This is a genomic window from Gryllotalpicola koreensis, from assembly GCF_039538185.1.
Taxonomy (GTDB): domain Bacteria; phylum Actinomycetota; class Actinomycetes; order Actinomycetales; family Microbacteriaceae; genus Gryllotalpicola; species Gryllotalpicola koreensis.
Map to the genome: position 1 here is coordinate 137,591 of NZ_BAABBW010000002.1, position 22,881 is coordinate 160,471.

21 protein-coding genes and 1 tRNA gene are annotated in these 22,881 nt (G+C 69.8%); 18 read left to right on the forward strand and 4 right to left on the reverse strand.

Annotated features, from left to right (window positions below; all coding sequences use genetic code 11):
• Positions 1-173 precede the first annotated feature (173 nt).
• The 4 genes from ileS to ndk are packed head-to-tail and all read left to right on the forward strand — an operon-like array spanning position 174 to position 5,555.
• Positions 174-3,395 carry an isoleucine--tRNA ligase gene (gene ileS / locus ABD708_RS05595; RefSeq protein ID WP_344752312.1) on the forward strand — a complete coding sequence of 1,074 codons (3,222 nt, stop codon included), beginning with the start codon at positions 174-176 and terminating at the stop codon, positions 3,393-3,395.
• Complete coding sequence (locus ABD708_RS05600; RefSeq protein WP_344752313.1) at positions 3,392-4,774, forward strand: bifunctional folylpolyglutamate synthase/dihydrofolate synthase; 1,383 nt, start codon at positions 3,392-3,394, stop codon at positions 4,772-4,774. Before ileS ends, ABD708_RS05600 begins: the two co-directional genes overlap by 4 nt.
• Entirely contained in the window at positions 4,771-5,136 is a 366-nt protein-coding gene (locus ABD708_RS05605; protein ID WP_344752314.1) for a DUF4233 domain-containing protein, read from the forward strand. The genes ABD708_RS05600 and ABD708_RS05605 overlap by 4 nt, the downstream gene beginning before the upstream one ends.
• The gene (ndk, locus tag ABD708_RS05610; RefSeq protein WP_344752315.1) at positions 5,133-5,555 is read left to right on the forward strand and encodes a nucleoside-diphosphate kinase; all 423 of its coding nucleotides are present in this window, start codon (positions 5,133-5,135) and stop codon (positions 5,553-5,555) included. The genes ABD708_RS05605 and ndk overlap by 4 nt, the downstream gene beginning before the upstream one ends.
• A gap of 21 nt (positions 5,556-5,576) precedes the next feature.
• Here the strand turns inward: ndk and ABD708_RS05615 are convergent, their stop codons facing one another.
• Complete coding sequence (locus tag ABD708_RS05615; RefSeq protein ID WP_344752316.1) at positions 5,577-6,188, reverse strand: vitamin K epoxide reductase family protein; 612 nt, start codon at positions 6,186-6,188, stop codon at positions 5,577-5,579.
• A 255-nt stretch (positions 6,189-6,443) separates the two neighbouring features.
• Between ABD708_RS05615 and ABD708_RS05620 the strand changes: the two genes are divergently transcribed.
• Entirely contained in the window at positions 6,444-8,879 is a 2,436-nt protein-coding gene (locus ABD708_RS05620; RefSeq protein WP_344752317.1) for an Rne/Rng family ribonuclease, read from the forward strand.
• Here ABD708_RS05620 and ABD708_RS05625 read toward each other — a convergent pair.
• On the reverse strand, positions 8,850-9,116 hold the full coding sequence (locus ABD708_RS05625; protein ID WP_344752318.1) for a DUF4031 domain-containing protein: 267 nt from the start codon (positions 9,114-9,116) through the stop codon (positions 8,850-8,852). The genes ABD708_RS05620 and ABD708_RS05625 overlap by 30 nt on opposite strands.
• Positions 9,117-9,320: 204 nt before the next feature.
• On the opposite strand from ABD708_RS05625, the gene rplU reads away from it, so the two are divergent.
• From rplU to ABD708_RS05675, 10 genes are all read left to right on the forward strand, one after another.
• Positions 9,321-9,629, forward strand: a complete 309-nt coding sequence (gene rplU / locus ABD708_RS05630; protein ID WP_344752319.1) for a 50S ribosomal protein L21 — start codon at positions 9,321-9,323, stop codon at positions 9,627-9,629.
• A gap of 28 nt (positions 9,630-9,657) precedes the next feature.
• Positions 9,658-9,915, forward strand: coding sequence for a 50S ribosomal protein L27 (gene rpmA / locus ABD708_RS05635; protein ID WP_120790651.1), 258 nt, complete (start codon positions 9,658-9,660; stop codon positions 9,913-9,915).
• Positions 9,916-9,990: 75 nt separating this feature from the next.
• Positions 9,991-11,514, forward strand: coding sequence for a GTPase ObgE (gene obgE, locus ABD708_RS05640; protein ID WP_344752320.1), 1,524 nt, complete (start codon positions 9,991-9,993; stop codon positions 11,512-11,514).
• Between the two features lie 13 nt (positions 11,515-11,527).
• Positions 11,528-12,292 (forward strand): glutamate 5-kinase, encoded by a 765-nt coding sequence (proB, locus tag ABD708_RS05645; protein WP_425553249.1) that lies wholly within the window; start codon positions 11,528-11,530, stop codon positions 12,290-12,292.
• Positions 12,293-12,302: 10 nt separating this feature from the next.
• A complete protein-coding gene (locus ABD708_RS05650; protein ID WP_344752321.1) occupies positions 12,303-13,598 on the forward strand; it encodes a glutamate-5-semialdehyde dehydrogenase in 1,296 nt (431 codons plus the stop codon).
• A gap of 40 nt (positions 13,599-13,638) precedes the next feature.
• Positions 13,639-13,872, forward strand: coding sequence for a hypothetical protein (locus ABD708_RS05655; RefSeq protein ID WP_344752322.1), 234 nt, complete (start codon positions 13,639-13,641; stop codon positions 13,870-13,872).
• A 21-nt stretch (positions 13,873-13,893) separates the two neighbouring features.
• Complete coding sequence (nadD, locus tag ABD708_RS05660) at positions 13,894-14,496, forward strand: nicotinate-nucleotide adenylyltransferase (RefSeq protein WP_344752323.1); 603 nt, start codon at positions 13,894-13,896, stop codon at positions 14,494-14,496.
• Positions 14,493-15,530, forward strand: coding sequence for a hypothetical protein (locus tag ABD708_RS05665; RefSeq protein ID WP_344752324.1), 1,038 nt, complete (start codon positions 14,493-14,495; stop codon positions 15,528-15,530). The genes nadD and ABD708_RS05665 overlap by 4 nt, the downstream gene beginning before the upstream one ends.
• A 13-nt stretch (positions 15,531-15,543) precedes the next feature.
• Positions 15,544-15,918 (forward strand): ribosome silencing factor, encoded by a 375-nt coding sequence (gene rsfS / locus ABD708_RS05670; protein WP_344752325.1) that lies wholly within the window; start codon positions 15,544-15,546, stop codon positions 15,916-15,918.
• Positions 15,919-15,960: 42 nt separating this feature from the next.
• Positions 15,961-16,036, forward strand: a tRNA-Ala gene (locus tag ABD708_RS05675).
• 57 nt (positions 16,037-16,093) lie between these two features.
• Here ABD708_RS05675 and ABD708_RS05680 read toward each other — a convergent pair.
• Together ABD708_RS05680 and ABD708_RS05685 are read right to left on the reverse strand one after the other, a co-directional pair.
• On the reverse strand, positions 16,094-17,602 hold the full coding sequence (locus ABD708_RS05680) for an MFS transporter (RefSeq protein WP_344752326.1): 1,509 nt from the start codon (positions 17,600-17,602) through the stop codon (positions 16,094-16,096).
• A gap of 26 nt (positions 17,603-17,628) precedes the next feature.
• Positions 17,629-18,288, reverse strand: coding sequence for a type 1 periplasmic-binding domain-containing protein (locus ABD708_RS05685; protein ID WP_344752327.1), 660 nt, complete (start codon positions 18,286-18,288; stop codon positions 17,629-17,631).
• Between the two features lie 128 nt (positions 18,289-18,416).
• Here ABD708_RS05685 and ABD708_RS05690 point away from each other — a divergent pair, with 128 nt between their 5' ends.
• From ABD708_RS05690 to ABD708_RS05700, 3 genes are all read left to right on the forward strand, one after another.
• Complete coding sequence (locus tag ABD708_RS05690) at positions 18,417-19,631, forward strand: HupE/UreJ family protein (protein WP_344752328.1); 1,215 nt, start codon at positions 18,417-18,419, stop codon at positions 19,629-19,631.
• 66 nt (positions 19,632-19,697) lie between these two features.
• Positions 19,698-21,695: a purple acid phosphatase family protein gene (locus tag ABD708_RS05695; protein WP_344752329.1), complete on the forward strand. Its 1,998-nt coding sequence runs from the start codon at positions 19,698-19,700 to the stop codon at positions 21,693-21,695.
• Positions 21,696-21,790: 95 nt separating this feature from the next.
• Positions 21,791-22,879: a WxL protein peptidoglycan domain-containing protein gene (locus ABD708_RS05700; RefSeq protein WP_344752330.1), complete on the forward strand. Its 1,089-nt coding sequence runs from the start codon at positions 21,791-21,793 to the stop codon at positions 22,877-22,879.
• The last annotated feature ends 2 nt before the right edge of the window (positions 22,880-22,881 follow it).

The window sequence follows — 22,881 nt, forward strand, 5'->3', positions numbered from 1 at the left end:
GCCATCACCGGGGAGTCTTCGGAAGAACGGCGCGAGCCAAGTAGAACCGAACGGGTCGGGCCCGTCACAGCCTAGGAACGAGAGGGTGAGACATCCGTTCTCACCAATCGAGGTGGTACCGCGCGACGTGAGCCGCGTCCTCGTCTGAAGCACAAGACACCCGAGGAGCCCCGTTGCCGTACCCCAAGTCCGATGAGCCGGAAGTCGTGCCGAGCCCGCGCTTCCCGGAGATCGAGCAGAAGGTGCTCGCGTTCTGGAAGCGCGACGACACCTTCCGCGCTTCGGTCGAGCAGCGCGACGGATGCCCGGAGTGGGTGTTCTACGACGGGCCGCCGTTCGCGAACGGCCTGCCGCACTACGGCCACCTGCTGACCGGCTACGCGAAGGACCTGTTCCCGCGCTATCAGACCATGCGCGGCAAGCAGGTCAAGCGCGTCTTCGGCTGGGACACGCACGGCCTGCCCGCCGAGCTCGAGGCCGAGCGTCAGCTCGGCATCAACGGCAAGGCCGACATCGAGAAGATGGGCCTCGCCGCGTTCAACCGCGCCGCCAAGGAATCCGTGCTGCGCTACACGCAGGAGTGGCAGGAGTACGTCACCCGCCAGGCGCGCTGGGTCGACTTCGACGGCGGCTACAAGACCCTCGACCTCACCTTCATGGAGAGCGTGCTGTGGGCGTTCAAGCAGCTCTACGACAAGGGCCTCGCCTACGAGGGCTACCGCGTGCTGCCGTACTGCTGGCGCGACGAGACCCCGCTCAGCAACCACGAGCTGCGCATGGACGACGACGTCTACAAGATGCGCCAGGACCAGACCGTGACGGTCACCTTCCCGCTCGTCGGTGAGAAGGCCGAGGCGCTCGGCCTCACCGCCGTGCGCGCGCTCGCGTGGACGACCACGCCGTGGACGCTGCCGACGAACCTCGCGCTCGCGGTCGGCCCCGACATCACCTATGCCGTGGTGCCCGCGGGCCCGAACGGCGCCGCCGACACGCCGGAGGAGGCGGGGGAGTACCTGCTCGCCCGCGAGCTCGTCGGGAACCACGCGAAGGACCTCGGCTACGACGATGCGGCGCAGGCGCTGGCATCCGTCACCCGTGAATTCACGGGCGCGCAGCTGGCGGGCGTGCAGTACGACCGACTCTGGGATTTCTATGCGGATGCCGAGACCTGGGGCACCCAGAACGCGTGGCGCATCCTCGTCGACGACTACGTGACGACCGCCGACGGCACCGGCATCGTGCATCAGGCGCCCGCCTACGGTGAGGACGACCAGCGGGTCTGCGAGGCGAACGGCATCCCCGTGATCGTCTCGGTGGACGACGGCGGGAAGTTCCTCGCCAACGTGACGCCGGTCGCCGGGCTGCAGGTGTTCGACGCGAACAAGCCGCTCACGCAGCTGCTGCGCGCCGAGGGCCGGCTGTTGCGCCTCGCGAGCTACGAGCACTCCTACCCGCACTGCTGGCGGTGCCGGAACCCGCTGATCTACAAGGCGGTCTCCAGCTGGTTCGTGCGCGTCACCGAGTTCAAGGACCGCATGGTCCAGCTCAACCAGGAGATCACCTGGGTGCCCGAGAACGTCAAGGACGGCCAGTTCGGCAAGTGGCTCGAGGGCGCCCGCGACTGGTCGATCAGCCGCAACCGCTTCTGGGGCTCGCCCATCCCGGTGTGGAGATCGGATGACGCGAACTACCCGCGCATCGACGTGTACGGCTCGCTCGAGGAGCTCGAGCGCGACTTCGGCGCACTGCCCCGCAACGCGGAAGGCCAGGTCGACCTGCACCGGCCGTACATCGACGAACTGACGCGACCGAACCCCGACGACCCGACGGGCCGCTCCACCATGCGACGCATCGCCGATGTGTTCGACGTGTGGTTCGACTCGGGCTCGATGCCGTTCGCCCAGGTGCACTACCCGTTCGAGAACCAAGCCTGGTTCGACTCGCACAATCCGGCGGACTACATCGTCGAGTACATCGGGCAGACGCGCGGCTGGTTCTACGTGCAGCACGTGCTCGCCACGGCGCTGTTCGACCGGCCGGCGTTCCGCTCGGCGCTCAGCCACGGCATCGTGCTCGGCTCCGACGGGCAGAAGATGTCGAAGAGCCTGCGCAACTATCCCGACGTGTCGGAGGTCTTCGATCGCGACGGCTCGGATGCCATGCGGTGGTTCCTGATGTCGTCGTCCGTGATCCGCGGCGGCAACCTCATCGTGACGGAGGAGGGCATCCGCTCGGGCGTCCGTGAGCTGCTGCTGCCGCTGTGGAGCTCGTACTACTTCTTCACGATCTACGCGAACGCCTGCGGCTACGAGGCCAAGCGGTCGACGGCGTCGGGCAACGAGCTCGACCGCTACATCCTCGCCAAGCTGCGCGAGACCGTCGAGACCGTCACCGAGCACTTCGACGACCTCGACAGCCCGTTCGCCGCGGCTGCCCTGCGCGACTTCGCCGACGTGCTCACCAACTGGTATGTGCGCCGCTCCCGCGACCGGTTCTGGGTCGGCGTCACGGAGTCGGGCGAGAACGCCGAGGCATTCGACACCCTCTTCACCGTGCTCGAGACGCTCTGCCGCCTCGCCGCGCCGCTGCTGCCGCTCGTCACCGAGGAGATCTGGCAGGGGCTCACCGGCGGTCGCAGCGTGCACCTCACCGACTGGCCGGAGGCGGCCGAGTTCCCGGCGGACCACGAACTGGTCGCGGCCATGGACGCCGTGCGCCAGATCGCCTCGACGGGCCTCTCGCTGCGCAAGGCGGGCGGCTTGCGCGTGCGGCTTCCGCTCGCGAAGCTGACGGTCGTGGTTCCGGATGCCTCGCGCCTGGCTGGCTTCGAGGGAATCCTGCGCGACGAGCTGAACGTCAAGGCGGTCGCATTCGTGGCCGAGACCCCGACCAGCGCCGACGACTACGGCATCACCCGCCGGCTGTCGGTCAACGCGCGCGCTGCGGGCCCCCGCCTCGGCAAGCAGGTGCAGGAGGCCATCAAGGCTGCGCGCACGGGCGACTGGTCCGAGGCCGACGGCATCGTGACGGCCGGCGGCATCCCGCTCGAGGCGGGGGAGTACGAGCTCGTGCTCGAGGTGGCACAGAGTGCCGGAGATGCCTCAGAGGCGCTGGCACTGCTGCCTGCCGGCGGCTTCGTGCTGCTCGACACGCACGTGACGCCCGAGCTCGCCGCCGAGGGAACCGCGCGCGACCTGATCCGCAGCGTGCAGGACGCGCGCAAGGCGGCGGGGCTCGACGTGAGCGACCGCATCCGGCTGCGGTTGACGCTTGATCAGGAGTCCGCCCGCGCCGCACGCACGCACGCCGAGCTGATCGCGGCCGAGACCCTCGCGGTCGACTACGCCGTCGCCGAGGGCGAGCAGAGCATCGAAGTCGAGAAGGTGCACGCATGAGTGACAGATCGCACCGGGATGCCGCCGACGCGGTGTACGCCCAGCTGCTGACACGCGTCGGCGAAGGCAAGCCCGAGCGCCGCCTCGATGCGACCCGGCGCGCCGTCGAGGTGCTCGGCGACCCGCAGAAGGCGTACCCGATCATCCACATCACGGGCACTAACGGGAAGACGTCGACGAGCCGCATCGCCGAGAGCATCCTGCGCGCCTACGGGCTGCGCACGGGCCTGCTGACGAGCCCGCATCTCGAGCGCTTCAACGAGCGCATCCTGATCGACGGCGAGCCGATTGACGACGAGGCCCTCGCCCGCAACTGGGAGGAGATCACGCCGTATCTGGAGCTCGTCGACGCCGAGCTCGAGGCGGCGGGCCGGGCGCGTCTCACTTTCTTCGAAGCCGTCACCGCCCTCGGTTTCGCGTGCTTCGCCGACGCCCCGATCGATGTCGCCGTCGTCGAGGTCGGCATGGGCGGCGAATGGGATTCCACGAACGTGGGCGACGGGACCGTCGCCGTGTTCACGCCGATCTCGCTCGACCACATGGCCCAGCTCGGGAACACCGTCGCTGAGATCGCCCGCACCAAGGCGGGCATCATCAAGGACGGCGCAACGGTCGTGACCGCCCGGCAGACGCCCGAGGCGATGCGCGAGCTGCAGGCCGCGGCGGCGCAGCACGGGGCATCCGTCATCTCCCAGCCTGCGCAGTTCGACGTGACCTCGACGTCCGTCGCCGTCGGGGGCCAGCTCGTCGACGTGCGCGGCGTGGCGGGCGCCTACGACGGTCTCGCGCTGCCGCTCTACGGCGACCACCAGGCGCAGAACGCGGCCGTCGCGATCGCCGCCGTCGAGGCGTTCATCGGCGGGGGCGAGCACGCGCTGACCTACGACCTCGTCGCAGAGGGCATCGCGGGGGCGACGTCGCCCGGCCGGCTGCAGCTCATCGGCACCGAGCCGACGGTGATCGTGGATGCCGCGCATAATCCGTCCGGCGCCGCCACCCTGCGCGCCGCACTCGAGCGCTTCTTCGACTTCGACGAGGTCGCCGTCGTGCTCGGCGTGCTCAAGGACAAGGACGCGCACGGCATCATCGACGCACTCGGCCCGGTCGCGACCCAGCTGATCGTGACGCAGTCGCATTCCGAGCGCGCGCGGGCGAGCGAGGACCTCGCCGAGGACGTCTACGAGTGGACCCACGAGCACGTCGACGAGGCCGACGACCTCGGTGAGGCGATCGAGGCCGCTCGCGCCTGGGCGCTCGAGGGCGAGAAGCGCGCCGTCGTCGTGACCGGCTCGATCACGCTCGTCGGCGAGGCCATGACGCTCGCGGGCGAGCGCGGCTGGAAGAGCACGCGCCCCGGCGACGGGGAGGGCGACGAGTGAGGCAGCGCGGAGTCCGGGAATCCGTCGGCTCGATCGTGCTCGGCTTCGAGCTGATCGTGCTGTTCCTCGGCACGCTCGTCGCGTGGGGGCTGCACGCCGCTCCCGCGGGCATCGTGATCGGCGGCGGGGCGGGGCTCATCGTGCTCGCGATCGTCGCGATCCTGACCCTGCGCTACCGCATCGGGACCTGGATCGGATTCGCCGTCCAGATCCTCGCCGTCGTCGCGGGCGTCTGGGTGCACATGATGTTCATCGTCGGCGCGCTCTTCCTCGCCATCTGGATCTACGCGATGTACTCGGCCGAGCGCGCCGAGCGAATCAGGGCGAATCAGCCCGCCAACGGAACGGAGAACCCGCAGTGAGCACCCCTGTCGAAGAGACCCTCGTCCTCGTCAAGCCGGACGGGGTCGCCCGCAATCTGACCGGCGAGATCCTGCGCCGCATCGAGGCGAAGGGCTATCAGCTCGTCGACATCCGCCTCGTCGAGGCCGACCTCGATCTGCTCTCGCAGCACTACGCCGAGCACCAGGGCAAGCCGTTCTACGAGCCGCTGCTCGAGTTCATGCAGTCGGGGCCGATCGTCGCGATCCGCGTGGCGGGTCAGCGCGTCATCGAGGGCTTCCGCTCGCTCGCCGGCACAACCGACCCCACGACGGCGGCGCCCGGCACGATCCGCGGCGACCTGGGCCGCGACTGGGGTCTCAAGGTGCAGCAGAACCTCGTGCACGGCTCCGACTCGCCCGAGTCGGCCGCGCGCGAGCTCGCCCTGTGGTTCGCGTAGAGCGCCGGTCCGTTCCCGAGCTCAGCCGAACAGCTGGCTGATCAGGTCGAGCCGCAGCTGCGCCTCGAGGGCGATCACCACGTAGAGTGCGAGCGAGAGCAGCGGCACCCAGGTGATCAGCGCGCTGCCCGCGCCGATCAGCCGGGTGCCGTATCGCCCCGCCGCCATGTTGTGCAGCGTCACGGCGAGCCACATCGGGATCACGACGGCGTAGACGAGCGAGCACCACGGGCACAGCGTGCCGATGAAGAAGATGCTCTCGGTCGACAGCCACCCGATGAAGATGATCGCGAACCAGTGGCCGGCGTTGAAGACGAGCCAGAACCAGTTCGGGAAGCGCACCCGCCCGAGCATCGCGACGCCGACGATGACCGGCGCGGTGAACATCATGAGTCCGAGCATCGGATTCGGGAATCCGAAGACGCTGCCCTGCCACGATCCGATGTTCTTGCCGCACTGGATCGCCGCCGAGACGGTGCAGCCGAGCTTCGTGCCTGGGTCGGCAAGCAGGGCGAGATCGTCCTTCATGAGCGAGAACGAGGCCAGCAGGCCGAGCGCGCCGCCGACGATCAGCAGGATCGCGAGCGCGAGGTGGCGGGGAGGGGCTTCGATCTCGGTGGCGGTCTCAGACACGCCCTGAGTATCGCATGCCTCCTTCGGCATGAACCGGGTCGGAAGACACGCCGTGCGATAATGAGGTGCAGGTCATCCCGCGAGGCGGACGATGACCACAGAGAACAAGGTTTTCGCGCACCCCAAGCGTGTGCGAGCAGGCGGGCGACACGGCCCGCCGGAAGGTTTGCGGCGGCTCGCGAAGCCGCCCCTGGAGAGTTCCCGTAGCGACCGGGGTGAAGGCTTCGGCCGCTCGGTACGAGGAGTGCACCAGCGATGGTGGAAAAAGATGAATACAACGGTTCGAACGATGGCAAGCGCCGTGGGCGCTTCTTCGGCGGGCGGCGGCGCAAGACGGACGAGGCGGATGCCCGGCCAGAGGCCGTGACCACGGAGACGGTCGCCGTCCCTGCCGCCGAGACCGTAGAGGCGGCGGCCGTCGGAATGCCGGCCGAGCCGAAGCCCGCGGTCGATGAAGAGGCCATCGCCGCCGAGCAGGACCACCCGCTCGCCCCCGCCGTGCCGCAGCCGTTGACCACGCCGATTCCGGTCGTGGGCACGCAGGCCGGCTCGGTCACGGGCCCCGTCTCGACCACGATGCTGCTTTTCCAGGCGCCGCCGGCGCTGCCGACCCCCGCCTTCGACGAGGAGGACGAGACGGATGCCGATGCCGGCGCCCCCGGCACGCGACGCCGTCGCCGCCGCGGCGGTGCAGGCGGGGCATCCGACGACCAGCCGCGCGAGCGGCAGCAGCCTGCCAAGCGCGAGCCCGAGCTCATCACCGAGCCGCAGAAGGTCAAGGGCTCGACGCGTCTCGAGGCGAAGAAGCAGCGCCGCCGCGACGGCCGTGATGCCGGCCGCCGCCGCGCGGTCATCACCGAGGCCGAGTTCCTCGCCCGACGGGAGGCCGTCGACCGCACCATGGTCGTCCGTTCCAAGGGCGGCCGCATCCAGATCGGCGTCCTTGAGGACAAGGTGCTCGTCGAGCACTACGTCGCGAAGTCCCAGGAGGCGTCGCTGATCGGCAACGTCTACCTCGGCAAGGTGCAGAACGTGCTGCCCAGCATGGAAGCCGCGTTCGTCGACATCGGCCGCGGCCGCAACGCCGTGCTGTACTCCGGCGAGGTCGACTGGGAGGCCGCGCAGGCCGAGTCCGGCGAGAAGAACCAGCCGCGCCGCATCGAGCTCGCGCTGAAGCCCGGCGACAAGGTCCTCGTGCAGGTCACGAAGGACCCGGTGGGCCACAAGGGCGCCCGCCTCACGAGCCAGGTGTCGCTGCCCGGCCGCTACCTCGTGTACGTGCCGAACGGCTCCATGAACGGCATCAGCCGCAAGTTGCCGGACACCGAGCGCGCGCGCCTCAAGAAGATCCTCAAAGCGGTCCTGCCCGACAACGTCGGCGTTATCGTCCGGACCGCGGCCGAGGGGGCCACCGAGGAGCAGCTCACCCTCGACGTCACGCGCCTCACCTCGCAGTGGGCGTCGATCCGCGAGGCCGTCGAGAAGGTGCAGGCGCCCGCTCTGCTGCACAGCGAGCCCGACCTGCTGATCAAGATCGTCCGTGACGTCTTCAATGAGGACTTCCAGAAGATGGTCATCCAGGGCGACGACGCCCGCGAGACCATCGAGCGCTATCTCGGCCACGTCGCGCCCGACCTGCTCGACCGCGTCGAGCCGTATGCCGGCGACAAGGACGACGCGTTCGACGAGTACCGCATCTCCGAGCAGATCGAGAAGGCGCTCGACCGCAAGGTCTGGCTGCCGTCCGGCGGTTCGCTGATCATCGACCGCACCGAGGCGATGACGGTCATCGACGTCAATACGGGCAAGTTCGTCGGTTCCGGCGGCAACCTCGAGGAGACAGTGACCAAGAACAACCTCGAGGCGGCCGAAGAGATCGTGCGCCAGCTGCGGCTGCGCGACATCGGCGGCATCGTCGTGGTCGACTTCATCGACATGGTGCTCGAGTCCAACCGCGACCTCGTGCTGCGACGTCTTGTCGAGTGCCTGAGCCGTGACCGCACGAAGCACCAGGTGGCCGAGGTCACCTCGCTCGGCCTCGTGCAGATGACCCGCAAGAAGCTGGGCCTCGGCCTGCTCGAGACCTTCAGCGAGCCCTGCGAGGTCTGCGCCGGCCGCGGCGTGATCGTGCACCACGACCCTGTCGTGAAGCATCGCGTGCAGCAGCCCGAGCGCGGCGGCGAGCGTCGGCGCGGGCGCGGCGGCAGCGGCGCGGCTTCGAACAACGGCAATGGGAACGGCAACGGCGCGCATGCGCATGAGGGCACGCACCAGCTCACCGAGGAGGCGCGCAGCAGCCTGGCCCGCATCGCGGCCAGCACGCTCGGTCACCCGGTGACCGGCGCCGTGCCCGTCGTCGAGGTCGACGCGCAGCTCGAAGAGGCCGCCGCGGAGGAGGCGCCGCGCTCCGGCAGCCGTCGCTCGCGCTCGCGCCGCGCACGCGGCGGGGAGGCGGGGGATGCCCCGCAGGGCGAGCCGCAGCAGGAGGCATCCGTCATCGAGCTGCCGCAGGCGCAGCCCGTGCAGGAGCCGCGCATGGTCAATGCAGAGGCGACCGCGCAGCTGCTCGACTCCGTGCTCGACGCGCTGCCGGCGAAGCAGGCTCCGCGCCGCAGCCGCCGCGTGTCGACAGGCGCGCTGACGGCCGAGTCCGGTGCGGGGTCAGCGCCGGTCGACCGCGCGGACGCGTAGGCCGCTCGCGCGCAGGCGCTCGACGAGCTGCCGCATCGACACCGGCTGGGCGCCGAGGGCGACGAGCTCGTCGTAGCGCTCGGCCGGAACGTCGTAGTGGTCGAGATCGAACGCACGGCGTGGCACTCCGGCTCTGTCGGCGAAGGCGTGCAATTCTGAGAGCGACGCATCGCTGACCAGGTGCGACCACAGCGTGCCGTGAGCCGGCCACGCAGGGCGGTCGATCAGCACGGTCATGGGCGTCGAGCCTACCGGAGCGCCCCGTGCGCAAAGGCGGCACCGGTTTTGACCGGCCATGCGCCATCAGGTACTCTTGATTGTTGGCGTGCGCTGGCTCTTGCCGTGCCCCCACCCCCGGTTTCCCGCGCCTCACCTGGCCGGTCATCAAACCAGAAATCAAGCATCGGAGCGGCTTCGCTCCCCGGAGAAGTAGGTACTCAAGTGGTTTTCGCAGTTGTGCGCGCCGGCGGTCGGCAGGAGAAGGTCGAGGTCGGCACCATCGTGACGCTCGACCGCATCAAGGCTGACGAGAACGGCAACGTCGAGCTCGCCCCGGTGCTGCTCGTCGACGGCGACAAGATCACCTCCGACGCCAAGGCGCTCGCCAAGGTGAAGGTGACCGCTGAGGTCCTCGGCGACCTCCGCGGCCCGAAGATCGTGATCCAGAAGTTCAAGAACAAGACCGGTTACAAGAAGCGCCAGGGCCACCGTCAGGACCTCACGCGCGTCAAGGTCACCGGCATCAAGTAAGACCCGAGAGACATAGAGGCAGACTGAGATGGCACACAAGAAGGGCGCGAGCTCCACTCGTAACGGCCGCGACTCCAACGCGCAGCGCCTCGGCGTCAAGCGCTTCGGCGGCGAGCAGGTCAACGCGGGCGAGATCATCGTCCGCCAGCGCGGCACCCACTTCCACCCCGGCGCCAACGTGGGCCGCGGCGGCGATGACACCCTGTTCGCCCTCTCGGCCGGCGCGGTCGAGTTCGGCGTCAAGGGCCGCCGCAAGGTCGTCAACATCGTGACGGCCGAGGCGTAATTCCGCGAGTCGTTGAGATTCAATGGAGGGGCGGGCTTCGGCCCGCCCCTCTTCTTTTTCTAAGGAGCACACCTCATGGCGACGTTCGTCGACCACGTGACCCTGCACCTGCGGGCCGGTCACGGCGGCAACGGCTGCGTGAGCGTGCGCCGTGAGAAGTTCAAGCCGCTGGCCGGTCCCGACGGCGGCAACGGCGGCCACGGCGGCGACATCGTGCTCGTCGCCGACCCGCAAGTGACGACGCTGCTCGGCTACCACCGGCGGCCGCACCAGTCGAGCGACAACGGCGGCTTCGGCATGGGCGACATGCGCCACGGGGCCCGAGGTGAGGATCTCGAGCTGCCCGTGCCGGTCGGCACCGTCGTGAAGACGCCAGACGGCGACGAGCTCGCCGACCTCGCCGAGCCCGGTATGCGCTTCGTCGCAGCCGCCGGCGGCGTCGGGGGGCTGGGCAATGCGGCCCTCGCCAACCCGAAGCGCAAGGCGCCCGGATTCGCCCTGCTCGGCACGCCCGGGTGGGAGGGCGACGTCGAGCTCGAGCTCAAGACGATGGCGGATGTCGCGCTGGTCGGCTACCCCTCTGCGGGCAAGTCCTCGCTGGTGGCGGCGCTGTCGGCGGCGAAGCCGAAGATCGCGGACTACCCGTTCACGACCCTCACCCCGAACCTCGGGGTCGTGCAGGCGGGGGAGTCCCGCTACACGATCGCCGACGTGCCGGGCCTCATCGAGGGCGCCAGCGAGGGCAAGGGCCTCGGCCTCGATTTCCTCCGTCACGTCGAGCGCTGCACCGCGCTGCTGCACGTGCTCGACTGCGCGACGCTCGAGCCCGGCAGGGACCCGATCACCGACCTCGAGGTGATCCTCGCCGAGCTCGGCAGGTACCCGGTTCCCGCCGGCCAGACGCCGCTGCTCGAGCGCCCGCAGCTCGTCGCGCTCAACAAGATCGACGTGCCGGACGCCGCAGAGCTCGCCGACTTCGTGCGCCCCGAGCTCGAGGCCCGCGGCTTCCGTGTGTTCGAGATCTCGACGGTGAGTCACGCGGGGCTGCGCTCGCTGTCCTTCGCGCTCGGCGAGTTGGTTGACGCGGAGCGCGCCCGCCTCGCGAGCGAGCAGGAGGAGAGGCCGCGCATCGTCATGCGCCCGCAGGCCGTCGACGCCGCACCCTTCACGATCAAGGTCGAGGGCGGCAGCGACGGCACCTATTACCGCGTGCTCGGCCAGAAGCCCGAGATGTGGGTCGCTCAGACCGACTTCCAGAACGACGAGGCCGTCGGCTTCCTCGCGGACCGGCTCGCGAAGCTCGGCGTCGAGGACGGGCTGTTCGCGGCGGGCGCCGTGGCCGGCGACACCGTCGTGATCGGCCCCGGCGGTGGCATCGTCTTCGACTGGGAGCCGACGCTGACCTCGACGGCCGAGCTCGTGACCGCGCCGCGCGGCACGGACGAGCGCCTCAGCCAGAGCGGCCGCGCGACGCGCCGCGAGCGCCGCGAGCAGTACTACGAGCGGATGGACGGCAAGGCCGCCGCACGCGCCGAACTCGACGCCGAGCGCGAGGCCGGCATCTGGAACGACGACGATCTCGAAAGGGAAGACGATTAGCACCCGCACCACCGTGGCCGAGGCCAAGCGCATCGTCGTGAAGGTCGGCTCGTCGTCGATCAGCGGCGACAACTCCTGGCAGATCGCTCCGCTCGTCCTCGCGCTGGCTGCGGCGCACCGCCGCGGCGCCGAGGTGGTCCTCGTCTCATCGGGCGCCATCGCGACGGGCATGCCGTTCCTCGAGCTCGATGCGCGGCCCGACGACCTCGCCACCCAGCAGGCCGCCGCGGCGGTCGGCCAGAGCGTGCTCGTGCACCGCTACCAGGCCGCGCTCGACCCCTACGGCATCGTCGCCGGGCAGGTGCTGCTCACTGCCAATGACATGGAGGACCCGACGCATCGCGAGAACGCGCACCGTGCGATGGAGCGGCTCCTCGCCCTGCGCATCCTGCCGATCGTCAACGAGAACGACACCGTCGCGACCAACGAGATCCGCTTCGGCGACAATGACCGGCTCGCGGCGCTCGTCGCCCGCCTGATCGGCGCCGAGGTGCTCGTGCTCCTCTCCGACGTCGACGCGCTCTACACGAAGCCGCCGCAGCAGCCGGGCGCCGAGCCCATCCCGTACGTCGGCATCGGCGACGAGCTCGAGGGGGTCGAGATCCAGGCGACCACGGTGAACAGCGTCGGCACAGGCGGAGCGCTGACGAAGGTGTCCGCCGCGCGGCACGCGGCCGAGGCGGGCATCGCCGTGGTGCTGACGTCGACGCATCTCGTCGCGGACGCCCTCGATGGGGCATCCGTCGGCACCTACTTCGAGCCTGCTCCCGCGAACTAGACTGGGCGGCATGTCCCTGCTCGAGAACGCCGCGCCCGCGGCGGCGGGCGACCTCGACTCCGCCGCCTTCCTCGCGAAGCTCGACGCCGCGAAGTCCGCTGCCCGGGTGCTCGCCACGACGAACACCGCCGCGAAGGACGCCGCACTCGAGGCCATCGCCCAGGATCTGCTCGCGTGCGTCGACGACATCGTCGCAGCCAATGCCGAAGACCTCGCGCGCGGCCGCGAGAACGGACTCAGCACAGGCCTGCTCGACCGCCTCACGCTCACCCCGCAGCGCGTGCAGGGACTCGCGGATGCCGTGCTCGACATCGTCGGCATCGCCGACCCCGTCGGCGAATCCGTGCGCGGCAAGACCCTTCCGAACGGTGTGCACCTCGAGCAGGTGCGGGTTCCGTTCGGCGTCGTCGGCGCCATCTACGAGGCGCGCCCCAACGTCACGGTCGACATCGCGGCGCTCGCGCTCAAGAGCGGCAACGTCGCGGTGCTCCGGGGCGGCTCGGCCGCCGAGCGCACGAATGCGGTGCTCGTCGCGGTGATCCAGGCGGCTCTCACGCGCACTGGCCTGCCTGCGGCATCCGTGCAGACCATCGACGAGTTCGGCCGCCCAGGGGCCGCCGCGCTGATGCGGGCGCGCGGCCACGTCGACCTGCTCGTGCCGCGGGGCAGCGCGCAGCTGATCCAGACCGTCGTCACCGAGTCGACCGTGCCCGTCATCGAGACCGGTGCGGGCGTCGTGCACATCGTGCTCGATGCGAGCGCGCGCGAGGACTGGGCCGTCGACATCGTGCGCAATGCGAAGGTGCAGCGGCCCAGCGTCTGCAACGCGGTCGAGACCCTGCTGGTGCATGCGGACGCCGCGCAGCGGCTGCTTCCGCCGGTGCTGGGCGCTTTGCGCGCGGAGGGCGTGACGATCCACTCCGACGAGCGGGCGCTCGCGATCTTCCCCGACGCGGTGCCCGCCACCGAGGAGGACTGGGAGACCGAGTACATGAGCCTTGACCTCGCCGTGCGCGTCGTCGACGACCTCGACGAGGCCGTCGAGCACATCCGCCGCTACTCGACGAGCCACACCGAGTCGATCGTCACGAACGACCTCGCGAACGCCGACCGCTTCCTCGCCGAGGTGGACTCCGCGGTCGTCATGGTGAACGCCTCGACGCGTTTCACCGACGGCGGCGAGTTCGGCTTCGGCGCCGAAGTCGGCATCTCAACCCAGAAACTGCACGCGCGCGGGCCGATGGGACTTCCCGAGCTCACCAGCACGAAGTGGCTGGTGCGCGGCTCAGGGCAGATCCGCGGATAGACTGAGCCCGACGCCCCACGTCGAAAGGAACGAATCCGCAATGCTGCACACTGCCGTCCTCGCCGCGTTCGAGTACCAGGAACACGAGCTTCCTATCCCGGCGATCGTCTACGGCATCATCGGTGCAGTGGTGTTCATCTTCCTCGGCGCCGTGACGTGGAGCTACAAAGACGTGTCGCGGCGGCATGCGCCGTCCGGGGACCCCGAGGCCGCGCAGCACCAGACGTCGACCGGCTCGGAGTCGCACAGCGGCGGCCACCCGGGCCACCACTAGGGCCGGCAGCCAGCAGCTCGCATGGTCGCGCCTCAGCTCGGCCGCCGACGCGTCGGGGTCATGGGTGGAACCTTCGACCCGATCCACCACGGCCACCTGGTCGCGGCCAGTGAGGTCGCGCAGTCGTTCGGGCTCGACGAGGTCGTCTTCGTGCCCACCGGGCAGCCCTGGCAGAAGGGGCCGGTGAGCCCGGCCGAGCACCGCTACCTGATGACCGTCATCGCGACGGCATCCAACCCCCGCTTCACGGTCAGCAGGGTGGATATCGACCGGCCGGGGCCGACGTACACGATCGACACTCTGCGCGACCTCAAGGCGCAGCGCCCAGATGACGAGCTCTACTTCATCTCAGGCGCCGATGCGATCGCCCAGATCCTCACCTGGCACGACGTCGAGCAGCTCTGGGAGCTCGCTCACTTCGTCGCTGTGAGTCGTCCGGGACATGAACTGAGCATTACGGGTTTACCCAAGGGCGACGTAAGCTTGTTGGAAGTTCCGGCACTGGCGATCTCCTCCACGGATTGCCGCAGCCGGGTGAGCAGGGGCTTCCCCGTCTGGTACCTGGTTCCTGACGGCGTTGTCCAGTACATCTCCAAGCATCATCTCTATCGGAGCGTGGCATGACGTTGAGGCAGGATCAGCAGCAGCCGCTGACGCGCCGTCAGCTTCGCGAAAGGGAGCGGGCGGCTCAGGAAGCCGGCACCGGCGAGCAGCAGGTCCCCGCGGTCGAACTCCCGTTCTCCGCTTCTCCGCCTCAGCCGGCCGTGCCGGCACCGGTTCCCGCAGACCTGCGTCCCGTCATCTCGACGGATGCCCCGCAGGCGCCCGCCCCGGACACGGTGCCGCCGGCAACTCCGGCCGCCCCCGTCGTGCCGCTGACGCGCCGCCAGCTGCGCGCGCTGCAGCAGGCGCAGGAGATCCAGTCGGCTCCGGTCGAGGAGGCCGCGCAGGCGCCGCAACCGGCCGAGCAGGCATCCGCGCCCATCGTCGATGTGCCGATCGGCGCCCTGCCGCTGCCGCAGCCGCCCGTGCTGCCGCCCGTCGTCATCCAGTCGGCGCCCGAGACGGAGATCCCGGCCGCGTTCACGGCCGCCACGCCCGAGGTCATCGACGATGCGCCTGTCGGCCCGACCACGGGCGAGGTGCGCGCCTACCAGCCGCCGACCGGTCACTGGTCGCTCAGCGCCAGCGAGAGCTTCGACGACGTGCTCGCCTCGGGTGTCGCCGACGCGCACATTCGATCGGTCGAGTCCTCGGGCGCGACCACCGCGTCGAACGCGCTCATCATCCCCGTCGTGCCCTCGGCCGTCGATATGACCGGCCCGCTGAACGCGACCGGCGAGATCCTGTTGACGGGGTCGATCGACCTGCCCCGCGGCCTCGGTTCGACCGGCCAGGTGCAGGGTCATTTCGACGGCTCAGACATCGACCGGCTGCTCGATCAGCATGACCGCGACGTCGCTCCCAACTCCAGCGTCGAGCCGGTGGCCGCGACGAAGGCGGTCTCGACGCACGTCCCGACCGTCAGCACCAATATCGTTCCGCCCAAGAAGACGAGCCACCGCGTCGGCGCGATCGTCGGCATCTCCGCCGGCGGCGTCGCTGCGCTCGGTGTGATCGGCGCGGTCATCGCCGGGTTCGTCTTCCACGCATTCTGAGAGAGACCACTGCATGACGGCATCCGCCCAGGCCCGAGAGCTGCTCCACCTGGCTGCGACCGCAGCCGACTCGAAGGCCGGCGAGGACCTGGTCGCGCTCGACGTCAGCGGCCCGCTGCCGCTGACCGACATCTTTCTGCTGGCATCCGGCAACTCCGAGCGCAACGTCGTCGCGATCTCCGATGCGGTGGAGGACGCGCTGAACGAGGCCGGTGTGAAGACGTTGCGCCGCGAGGGGAAGGAGCAGGGCCGCTGGGTGCTGCTCGACTTCGGCGACCTCGTTGTGCACGTCTTCCATCAAGAGGACCGGCAGTACTACTCCCTCGAGCGGCTGTGGCGCGACTGCCCCGTCGTGCCCCTCGATTTCTTGGCACGCTCATCGCTGTAGTAAGCTGAACGGGTTGCCGCGAGAGCGGGAACAACCCGGTACGGGTCTGTGGCGCAGCTGGTAGCGCACCTGCATGGCATGCAGGGGGTCAGGGGTTCGAGTCCCCTCAGATCCACCAAGAAATCCCGGTCAGAACATGATTCTGGCCGGGATTCCTCGTTTGCTGAACGTGGCGCTAGTCGTCGCTGTTCTTCTGCGTGAGATCCAGCGACCCGGTCAGCGTCTTGTCTGCAAGCGAGGAGTTCGGCAGCGCGGGGGAGCGATCCGAGCCGTCGGCGCCCTCGCCCGCGTGGCGCGCCTCGATCTCGCGGTTCATCTCCACGAGCTGCTCGTCGCTCAGCCTGTAGCGGCTGATGATGACGATCGCGAGGATCAGCAGGATCGCCGGGATCACGGACACGAGCCAGAGGATGCCCTGCTGCGCGGAATCCGATTGCCGCTCCGTGTCCGACACGTAGCCCGTGACCGCGAGCACGATGCCGGGCACGACACCGCCGAGCGCGAAGCCCGCCTTGAAGAAGATGCCGGTGAGCGCGTTGACGATGCCCGAGATGCGCCGCCCGGTCTTCCACTCGCCGAAGGTGATGACCTCGGGCACGAGCGCCCACATGTAGCCGGTCGCGACGATGATGCCGATCGACCGGATGATCTGCGCCACGAGCACCCACGCGACATGGTGGGAGGGGTCCGGGATGAAGTAGAGCATCGCGAGACCGACGATGCCCACGAGCAGGAACGCGATGAACAGCGCGCGCTTGCCGATCGCGCGGCGGATCGCCGGGACGAGCGGCAGGAAGACGAACGCGGGCAGGACGCCGAGCGCGTTGAACCAGCCCGCGAGGTCCTCCCGGTGCACGACCTCGGTCATGTAGTAGGCGGCGCCCGAGTTGCCGACCGCCATCATCGCGAACGCCGTGACGAAGAAGAACGCGAGCGTGCGCAGGTGCTGGTTGCGGCGGAATTCGACGAGCAGGTCGGAGAGCTTCACGTCCTCTTGGTGGGCGGTGTCCATGACGACGCGCTCACGGGTCTGGCTGAAGCAGAACACGAGGACCACGAGCCCGACCGCGGCGAAGATCGTCATGGTGGTCTGCCAGGCGCCCGCGGCATCCGGCGTTCCCCAGTCGCCCGTCGGCGAGATGGCCTGCACGATCACGGGAACGCCGAACGCGACCGCGAGGCCGCCGATGTTCGCCATGAACATGCGCGTCGTGGTGAGGACCGAGATCTCCTGGTTGTCGCGCGTGAGCGACGCGTTCAGCGCGCCGTAGGGCACGTTGAGCAGCGTGTACAGCATCGACAGGCCCACATAGGTGATGTAGGCGTAGAGCAGCGAGCCCGAGAAGCCGTTCCAGAAGACGAGGACCGCGAAGACGGAGAGGGGGATGCCGGCGAGCACCAGATACCCGCGGTAGCGGCCCCACGGCGTGGTGTGCTTGTCGACGAAGGTGCCGACCAGCGGGTCCCAGACGACGTCGATGAGGCGCACGACGAGGAACATCGTCGCGGCGACGCCGGCGCCGAGGCCGAACACCTGCGTGTAGAAGAACAGCAGGTAGGTCGCGACCGTGTTGTAGATGAGGTTCTGCGCGAGATCGCCCGCGCCGAATCCGATGCGCTGCAGCCAGCTCAGGCGATGGAAGCCGTGCTCGGCGGCGTCGGGGCTTGCGTCAGTGCTCGCCATGGTTTCCGAGTGTAGAGCCGGGCCCGTCAGTCGATCCAGAGCACGACACCGGTCATCCCGGTGAGGACGGCGGCGATGCCGGCACGGATGCCGCGGCCGCAGCGCTCGGCGGTGAAGCTCGCCGCGTCGTAGCTCGAGGACATGCCGAGGCCCTCGCCGCGGAAGGAGGCACCCGTCCAGTCGACGGCGGTGACGTTGCCGGTGGGCTCGGCGATCTCGGCGCCGACGACGAGGAACTGCTGGTCGAGGTGGTTCGCCGTCACGGTCGCGAGCGGGTCGATCAGGTCGTTGCCGGCCGTCACGATGAGGTCGGGGTTCAGCTTCATCGCCTGCACGATGCCGTCGATGAGGTCGTCGCCAGCGGCGACCGTGCGCAGTTCGACGTCTTCGGCGTTCGCCCACGACGTGATCGCCGCGACGAGCGTCTTCGTCGGCCGGTCGCTGCCCGCCTTCAGCAAAACGACACGCATTCCGGGCGACGGGTGGACATTCTTCCACGAGCCGGGCGCTGGGTGCACGGTCGCCTCCGGACTCGGCGAGGTCGCAGGAGCGAAGCCGACGGCCGGCTCTCCGACGGCGGTGGGGTCGGGGTGAGGAGCGCTCCAGTCGGACTGCGCGCAGCCGGCCAGAACGGCGGTCGCGAGGAGCGCGGCGGTGAGCGCGGCGAGAGGGCGATGGAGGGGCACTCAACCACCTTCGCCGATGCGGCGAGCCGCTCGGCGCGATTCCGAAGCGCGTTCACCTTCCGTTCGTTTGCCGACAGGAATCCATTAATTCTCGCACTGAATGGTCATAGGCAACCCGAAGGAGTTCCATGCCCGCCCCCGCCCGCAGGGTCGCCCTGACGCTGCTCGCCGCCGCCGCGGTCGCCGTGCTCGGCTTCCTGACCTCGGCGCCGGCCGCCGCCCACGGCTTCACCTCGGTCGTCTACGCCACGGTGACGGGCGACCGCTCGGGGCACGTGCGCGCGGTTGTGGATCTCGAGTACGACCTGCTGGTGGTCTCCGCCGCCGACGCGCAGGGCGACGGCGCGCTGTTCGAGGCCGGGCAGCCGGCCTTCGACGACGGCGATGAGAAGGCAGAGGCGGCCGCGCTCGACGCGCACGCCGACACGGTGCTCGGCTATGTGGCCGAGCACTTCACCGTGGCATCCGCCGGCACGCCCTGCACCCCGCGGATCGACGGGCCCGCGACGATGAGGCAGCGTGACGGCGCCCCCTACGCGACCATCGTCTTCGACTACGCCTGTCCCAAGCCGAGCCCGGCGCACGTGATCACGAGCACGCTCTTCCCGGATTCGGAGGGCTATGTGCGCGACACGAAGACCGTGCTGAGCTACACCCTTGACACGCACTCCGGCAGCGCGGCCCTCGACGCCCAGCAGCCGTCGTTCTCCACTGAGCAGAGCACGGGGGAGCGGTTCTGGGAGTTCTTCCGGCTGGGCGCCGAGCACCTGCTCGGCGGCATCGACCACATCCTGTTCCTGCTCGCCCTCATCGCCGGCTCCCGCCGCCTCCGCGAGGTGATCTACGCGGCGACGACCTTCACGCTCGCGCACTCCGTGACCTTCATCCTCGCGGCGACGCACGTGGTGAGCGCCCCGGCGGCCCTCGTCGAACCCGTCATCGCCCTCTCGATCACTGCCGTCGCGGCCTGGTACCTCTGGCGGCTCTGGCGCGGGCGAGCGGATGCCGCACGGCTCGACATCGCGCGCGGGCCGCTGGGGCTCGACCGGCCCGGCTGGCTGCGCCTCGGCGTCGTGTTCGTCTTCGGGCTCGTGCACGGGCTGGGCTTCGCCAGCGCTCTCGGCATCGACGAGCCGTGGTCGTGGACGCTGCTGTGGTCGCTGCTCGTCTTCAACGTCGGCATCGAGGCCGTGCAGCTGTCGATCATCGCGATCGTCTTCCCGCTGCTCGCCCTGCTGCGGCACCGCTCGCCGCGGCTCTTCATCTGGGTGACGGTCGTCATCGCCACCGCCGTCTCGATCGCGGGTCTCGTCTGGTTCGTCCAGCGGGTGCTCGGACTGTGAGACGCCCCTTGAGCTCATCCCCGAAGAAACACAACGCAGTTCCCATCTCATAGAACGGATCACCCCATGCCCGAAACCGCAGCAACGCACATGCTGCGCCGCGGTCGCCGTCGCGCGACCGTCGTCCTCTCCGCCGTCGCGCTCGGCGCGTCGTGCGTGCTCGGCGGCATCGCCGCCGCCCCCGCCCCCGCCCTGGCCGCCGACACCCCGTCGGCGAACCAGACCGGCATCGTCCTGGGCGTCGGCGCCACGGAGTCCCAGCGCATCCTGAGCTGGTACACCGCCGTCGACACCGCGCAGGAGGTGCAGCTCGCCCCCACCGCCGCACTGGTGGACGGCGCGTTCCCCGCCGACGCGCTGAGCTTCGCCGCGCTCGGCGCCGCGAACACGACGACGACCGGCTACAACCGGCACGCGACGCTGGACGGCCTGCAGGAGAACACGCAGTACTCGTACCGCGTGGGCTCCGACGGCGACTGGTCGGCGACCTACTCGTTCAAGACGCAGTCCTTCGACGGGCCGTTCGACTTCCTGTTCTACGGCGACCCGCAGATCGGCTCGTCGGGCGACGCCGTGGCCGACGGCGCGGGCTGGGCCGACACCTTGAACGTGTCGCTGGCCGCGAACCCGAACGCCGAGCTGCTCGTCTCCGGCGGTGACCAGGTCGAGACCGCGAACACCGAGGCGCACTGGAACAACTTCCTGATCTCCGACAAGCTGCGCCAGTACCCGTGGGCGGCCACGATCGGCAACCACGACGTCGGCGGCAAGGCGTACGAGCAGCACTTCTACACGCCGAACACCGATCGCACGGCCCCGTACTACAGCAACGGGAACCCTGCGGGCGCCAGCTCGGGCGGCGACTACTGGTACATCTACAAGGACGTGCTGTTCATCGACTTGAACAGCAACAGCTACGCCACCTCGCAGGGCGGCGGCGGCGATGCCGCGCACGTCTCCTATGTCACCGACGTGGTGAACCAGCACGGCGCCGAGGCGAAGTACACCGTGCTCGTCTACCACCACGCGATCTACTCGCCGGCCGATCACGCCAAGGACGGCGACAACAAGGTGCGCCGCGTGGACTTCCCGACGACCTTCTCGAAGCTCGGCGTCGACCTGGTGCTCCAGGGCCACGACCACAGCTACTCGCGCAGCTATGAGATCAAGAACGGCGCGAAGGCGAACCCCGACGAGCAGCCCGGCCAGGAGGAGGTCAACGTGGGCCCCGGCGGCGTCATCTACGTCACCGCGAACTCGGCCTCCGGCTCGAAGTACTACGACATCACCGCCCCCGATAACAGCGGGACGAGCGGCGCCGGCAACGGCGCAGACCCGCTGAAGCCGCAGGACTACTGGTACAACTCCGTGCAGAACCAGGAGCACGTCCGCACCTATGTGAAGGTGTCCGTGCAGGCCGACCAGCTCGTCGTGCAGAACATCCGCAGCGGCACCTGCGCCGCGCCGAACGCGGCCGTCGAGCGCGGCAAGGTCGCATGGTGCGGGCCGGACAGCGGGGCATCCGCCGCGCAGCCCGTCGGCTCGATCGTGGACAAGGTGACCATCCGCCCGAACCACGGCGACGGACAGGACATCCAGGTCACCGTGCCGCAGGCCGCCCCCGGCGAGTTCGGCTGGACGATCGACGGCCGCAACGGCCTCGTCGACCTCGGCACCGCCGTCGAGAAGCCGGGCGACTACTTCGAAGCACAGGGCCAGATCAACCCGATCGCCGTGACCGACACACGCAACTCGCGTGCGCCGTGGTCGATCTCGGCCTCGGTCGGGGACTTCCGCGACGGCGCCAACACCTTCTCGGGCAAGTTCCTCGGCTGGACCCCGAAGGTCACCACCCCCGGAGCGGGTGCGGCGGCGGGCGCGCCCGTGAAGTCGGGCTTCGACGGCGGCGACGGCCTCTCGGTGTCCCGCACGCTCGGCACCGCGGGCCAGGGGCACGAGCGCGGCACGGCGAAGCTCGGCGCCGGCCTCGATCTCAAGATCCCGACCGAGGTGAGCAAGGGCAGCTACCGCGGCACGCTCACCATCACCGCGCTGAGCGAGTAGCCCGCGCAGCATCACAGACGACCCGGCGCGGGTGGGACACGCACGCCCACCCGCGCCGGGTCACCACCGTCTCACCACCCACCGGCAGGAACGCCATGCACACCATCACCTCTCGCCGCCCGACGCGCCCCGTGCGCGCGCTCATCGCCCTCGCCACTGCCGCGCTGCTGCCGGCCCTCACGCTTCTCGCGGCAGCCCCCGCCCGCGCCGCCGGCGACGACGATGTCACCTGGACCGTGCGGACCGCCTCGAACTCCTACGGCGCCGAGCGCACGAGCTTCCGCTACACGGCGGGCGTCGGCACGAAGCTGTCGGACGCGATCGTCGTGACGAACCGAGGCGACGAGCCGCTCGACCTCGGGGTCTACGCCGCCGACGGCTACACGACCTCAGCCGGCCAGCTCGACCTGCGGCTGCCCGATCAGAAGCAGCGCGGAGTGGGCGCCTGGGTGACGGCGTCAGCCGACACGGTCCGCGTCGCACCGGGGGAGACGAAGCAGGTGCCCTTCCAGGTGGCAGTGCCGAAGGGCAGTGCCCCTGGCGACTATGTCGGCGGCATCGTCACGACGCTGACGCAGCCCGGGCAGGCATCCGGCATCAACGTCGACCGCCGCCTCGGCATCCGCATCGCGCTGCGCGTCAGCGGCGCACTCAGCCCGGCGCTCGCGGTCACGGACGCCCGGGCGCACTTCAGCGGCGGCCTGAACCCCTTCGCCGGCGGCGACGCGACCCTCAGCTACACGATCCGGAACACGGGGAACACGACGCTGTCGGCGACGCAGAGCGTCTCCGCAGCCGGTCCGTTCGGGCTCTTCCCCGTCGCGGCCGGGAAGATCGCGCCGCCGCCCGCGCTGCTGCCGGGGGAGAGCCGGAAGGTCACGGTGCCGCTCCACGGCGTCGCCGCCGCGTTCTGGTTCGCCGCGACCGCGAAGGTCACGCCGACGTTCGTCGACGCGTCCGGCTCGACGAACCCGCTCGCCGCGGTGACGGCGACCGCAACGGCGCCGGCCGTCCCGTGGATGCTGCTCGTCGTCATCCTCGTGATCGCCGCGCTGGCGTTCGGAGCGGGGATGCTGCAGCGCCGACGCCGCGCCCGGGCGAAGCAGCGCGAGGAAGCGCGCGTGCAGCAGGCCGTCGAGCAGGCTCTGGCCGACGCCGCCGAGACGGCGCCGGCCGAGCGCTGACG

What these genes read in the sequence shown, in the direction of transcription:
- ABD708_RS05600 (WP_344752313.1), top strand. Translation starts at nt 3,392, where the DNA reads ATGAGTGACAGATCGCACCGGGATGCCGCCGACGCGGTGTACGCCCAG.
- ABD708_RS05620 (WP_344752317.1), top strand. Translation starts at nt 6,444, where the DNA reads ATGGTGGAAAAAGATGAATACAACGGTTCGAACGATGGCAAGCGCCGT.
- ABD708_RS05625 (WP_344752318.1), bottom strand. Translation starts at nt 9,116, where the DNA reads ATGACCGTGCTGATCGACCGCCCTGCGTGGCCGGCTCACGGCACGCTG.
- rpmA (WP_120790651.1), top strand. Translation starts at nt 9,658, where the DNA reads ATGGCACACAAGAAGGGCGCGAGCTCCACTCGTAACGGCCGCGACTCC.
- obgE (WP_344752320.1), top strand. Translation starts at nt 9,991, where the DNA reads ATGGCGACGTTCGTCGACCACGTGACCCTGCACCTGCGGGCCGGTCAC.
- ABD708_RS05650 (WP_344752321.1), top strand. Translation starts at nt 12,303, where the DNA reads ATGTCCCTGCTCGAGAACGCCGCGCCCGCGGCGGCGGGCGACCTCGAC.
- ABD708_RS05655 (WP_344752322.1), top strand. Translation starts at nt 13,639, where the DNA reads ATGCTGCACACTGCCGTCCTCGCCGCGTTCGAGTACCAGGAACACGAG.
- nadD (WP_344752323.1), top strand. Translation starts at nt 13,894, where the DNA reads ATGGTCGCGCCTCAGCTCGGCCGCCGACGCGTCGGGGTCATGGGTGGA.
- ABD708_RS05665 (WP_344752324.1), top strand. Translation starts at nt 14,493, where the DNA reads ATGACGTTGAGGCAGGATCAGCAGCAGCCGCTGACGCGCCGTCAGCTT.
- rsfS (WP_344752325.1), top strand. Translation starts at nt 15,544, where the DNA reads ATGACGGCATCCGCCCAGGCCCGAGAGCTGCTCCACCTGGCTGCGACC.
- ABD708_RS05680 (WP_344752326.1), bottom strand. Translation starts at nt 17,602, where the DNA reads ATGGCGAGCACTGACGCAAGCCCCGACGCCGCCGAGCACGGCTTCCAT.
- ABD708_RS05690 (WP_344752328.1), top strand. Translation starts at nt 18,417, where the DNA reads ATGCCCGCCCCCGCCCGCAGGGTCGCCCTGACGCTGCTCGCCGCCGCC.
- ABD708_RS05695 (WP_344752329.1), top strand. Translation starts at nt 19,698, where the DNA reads ATGCCCGAAACCGCAGCAACGCACATGCTGCGCCGCGGTCGCCGTCGC.
- ABD708_RS05700 (WP_344752330.1), top strand. Translation starts at nt 21,791, where the DNA reads ATGCACACCATCACCTCTCGCCGCCCGACGCGCCCCGTGCGCGCGCTC.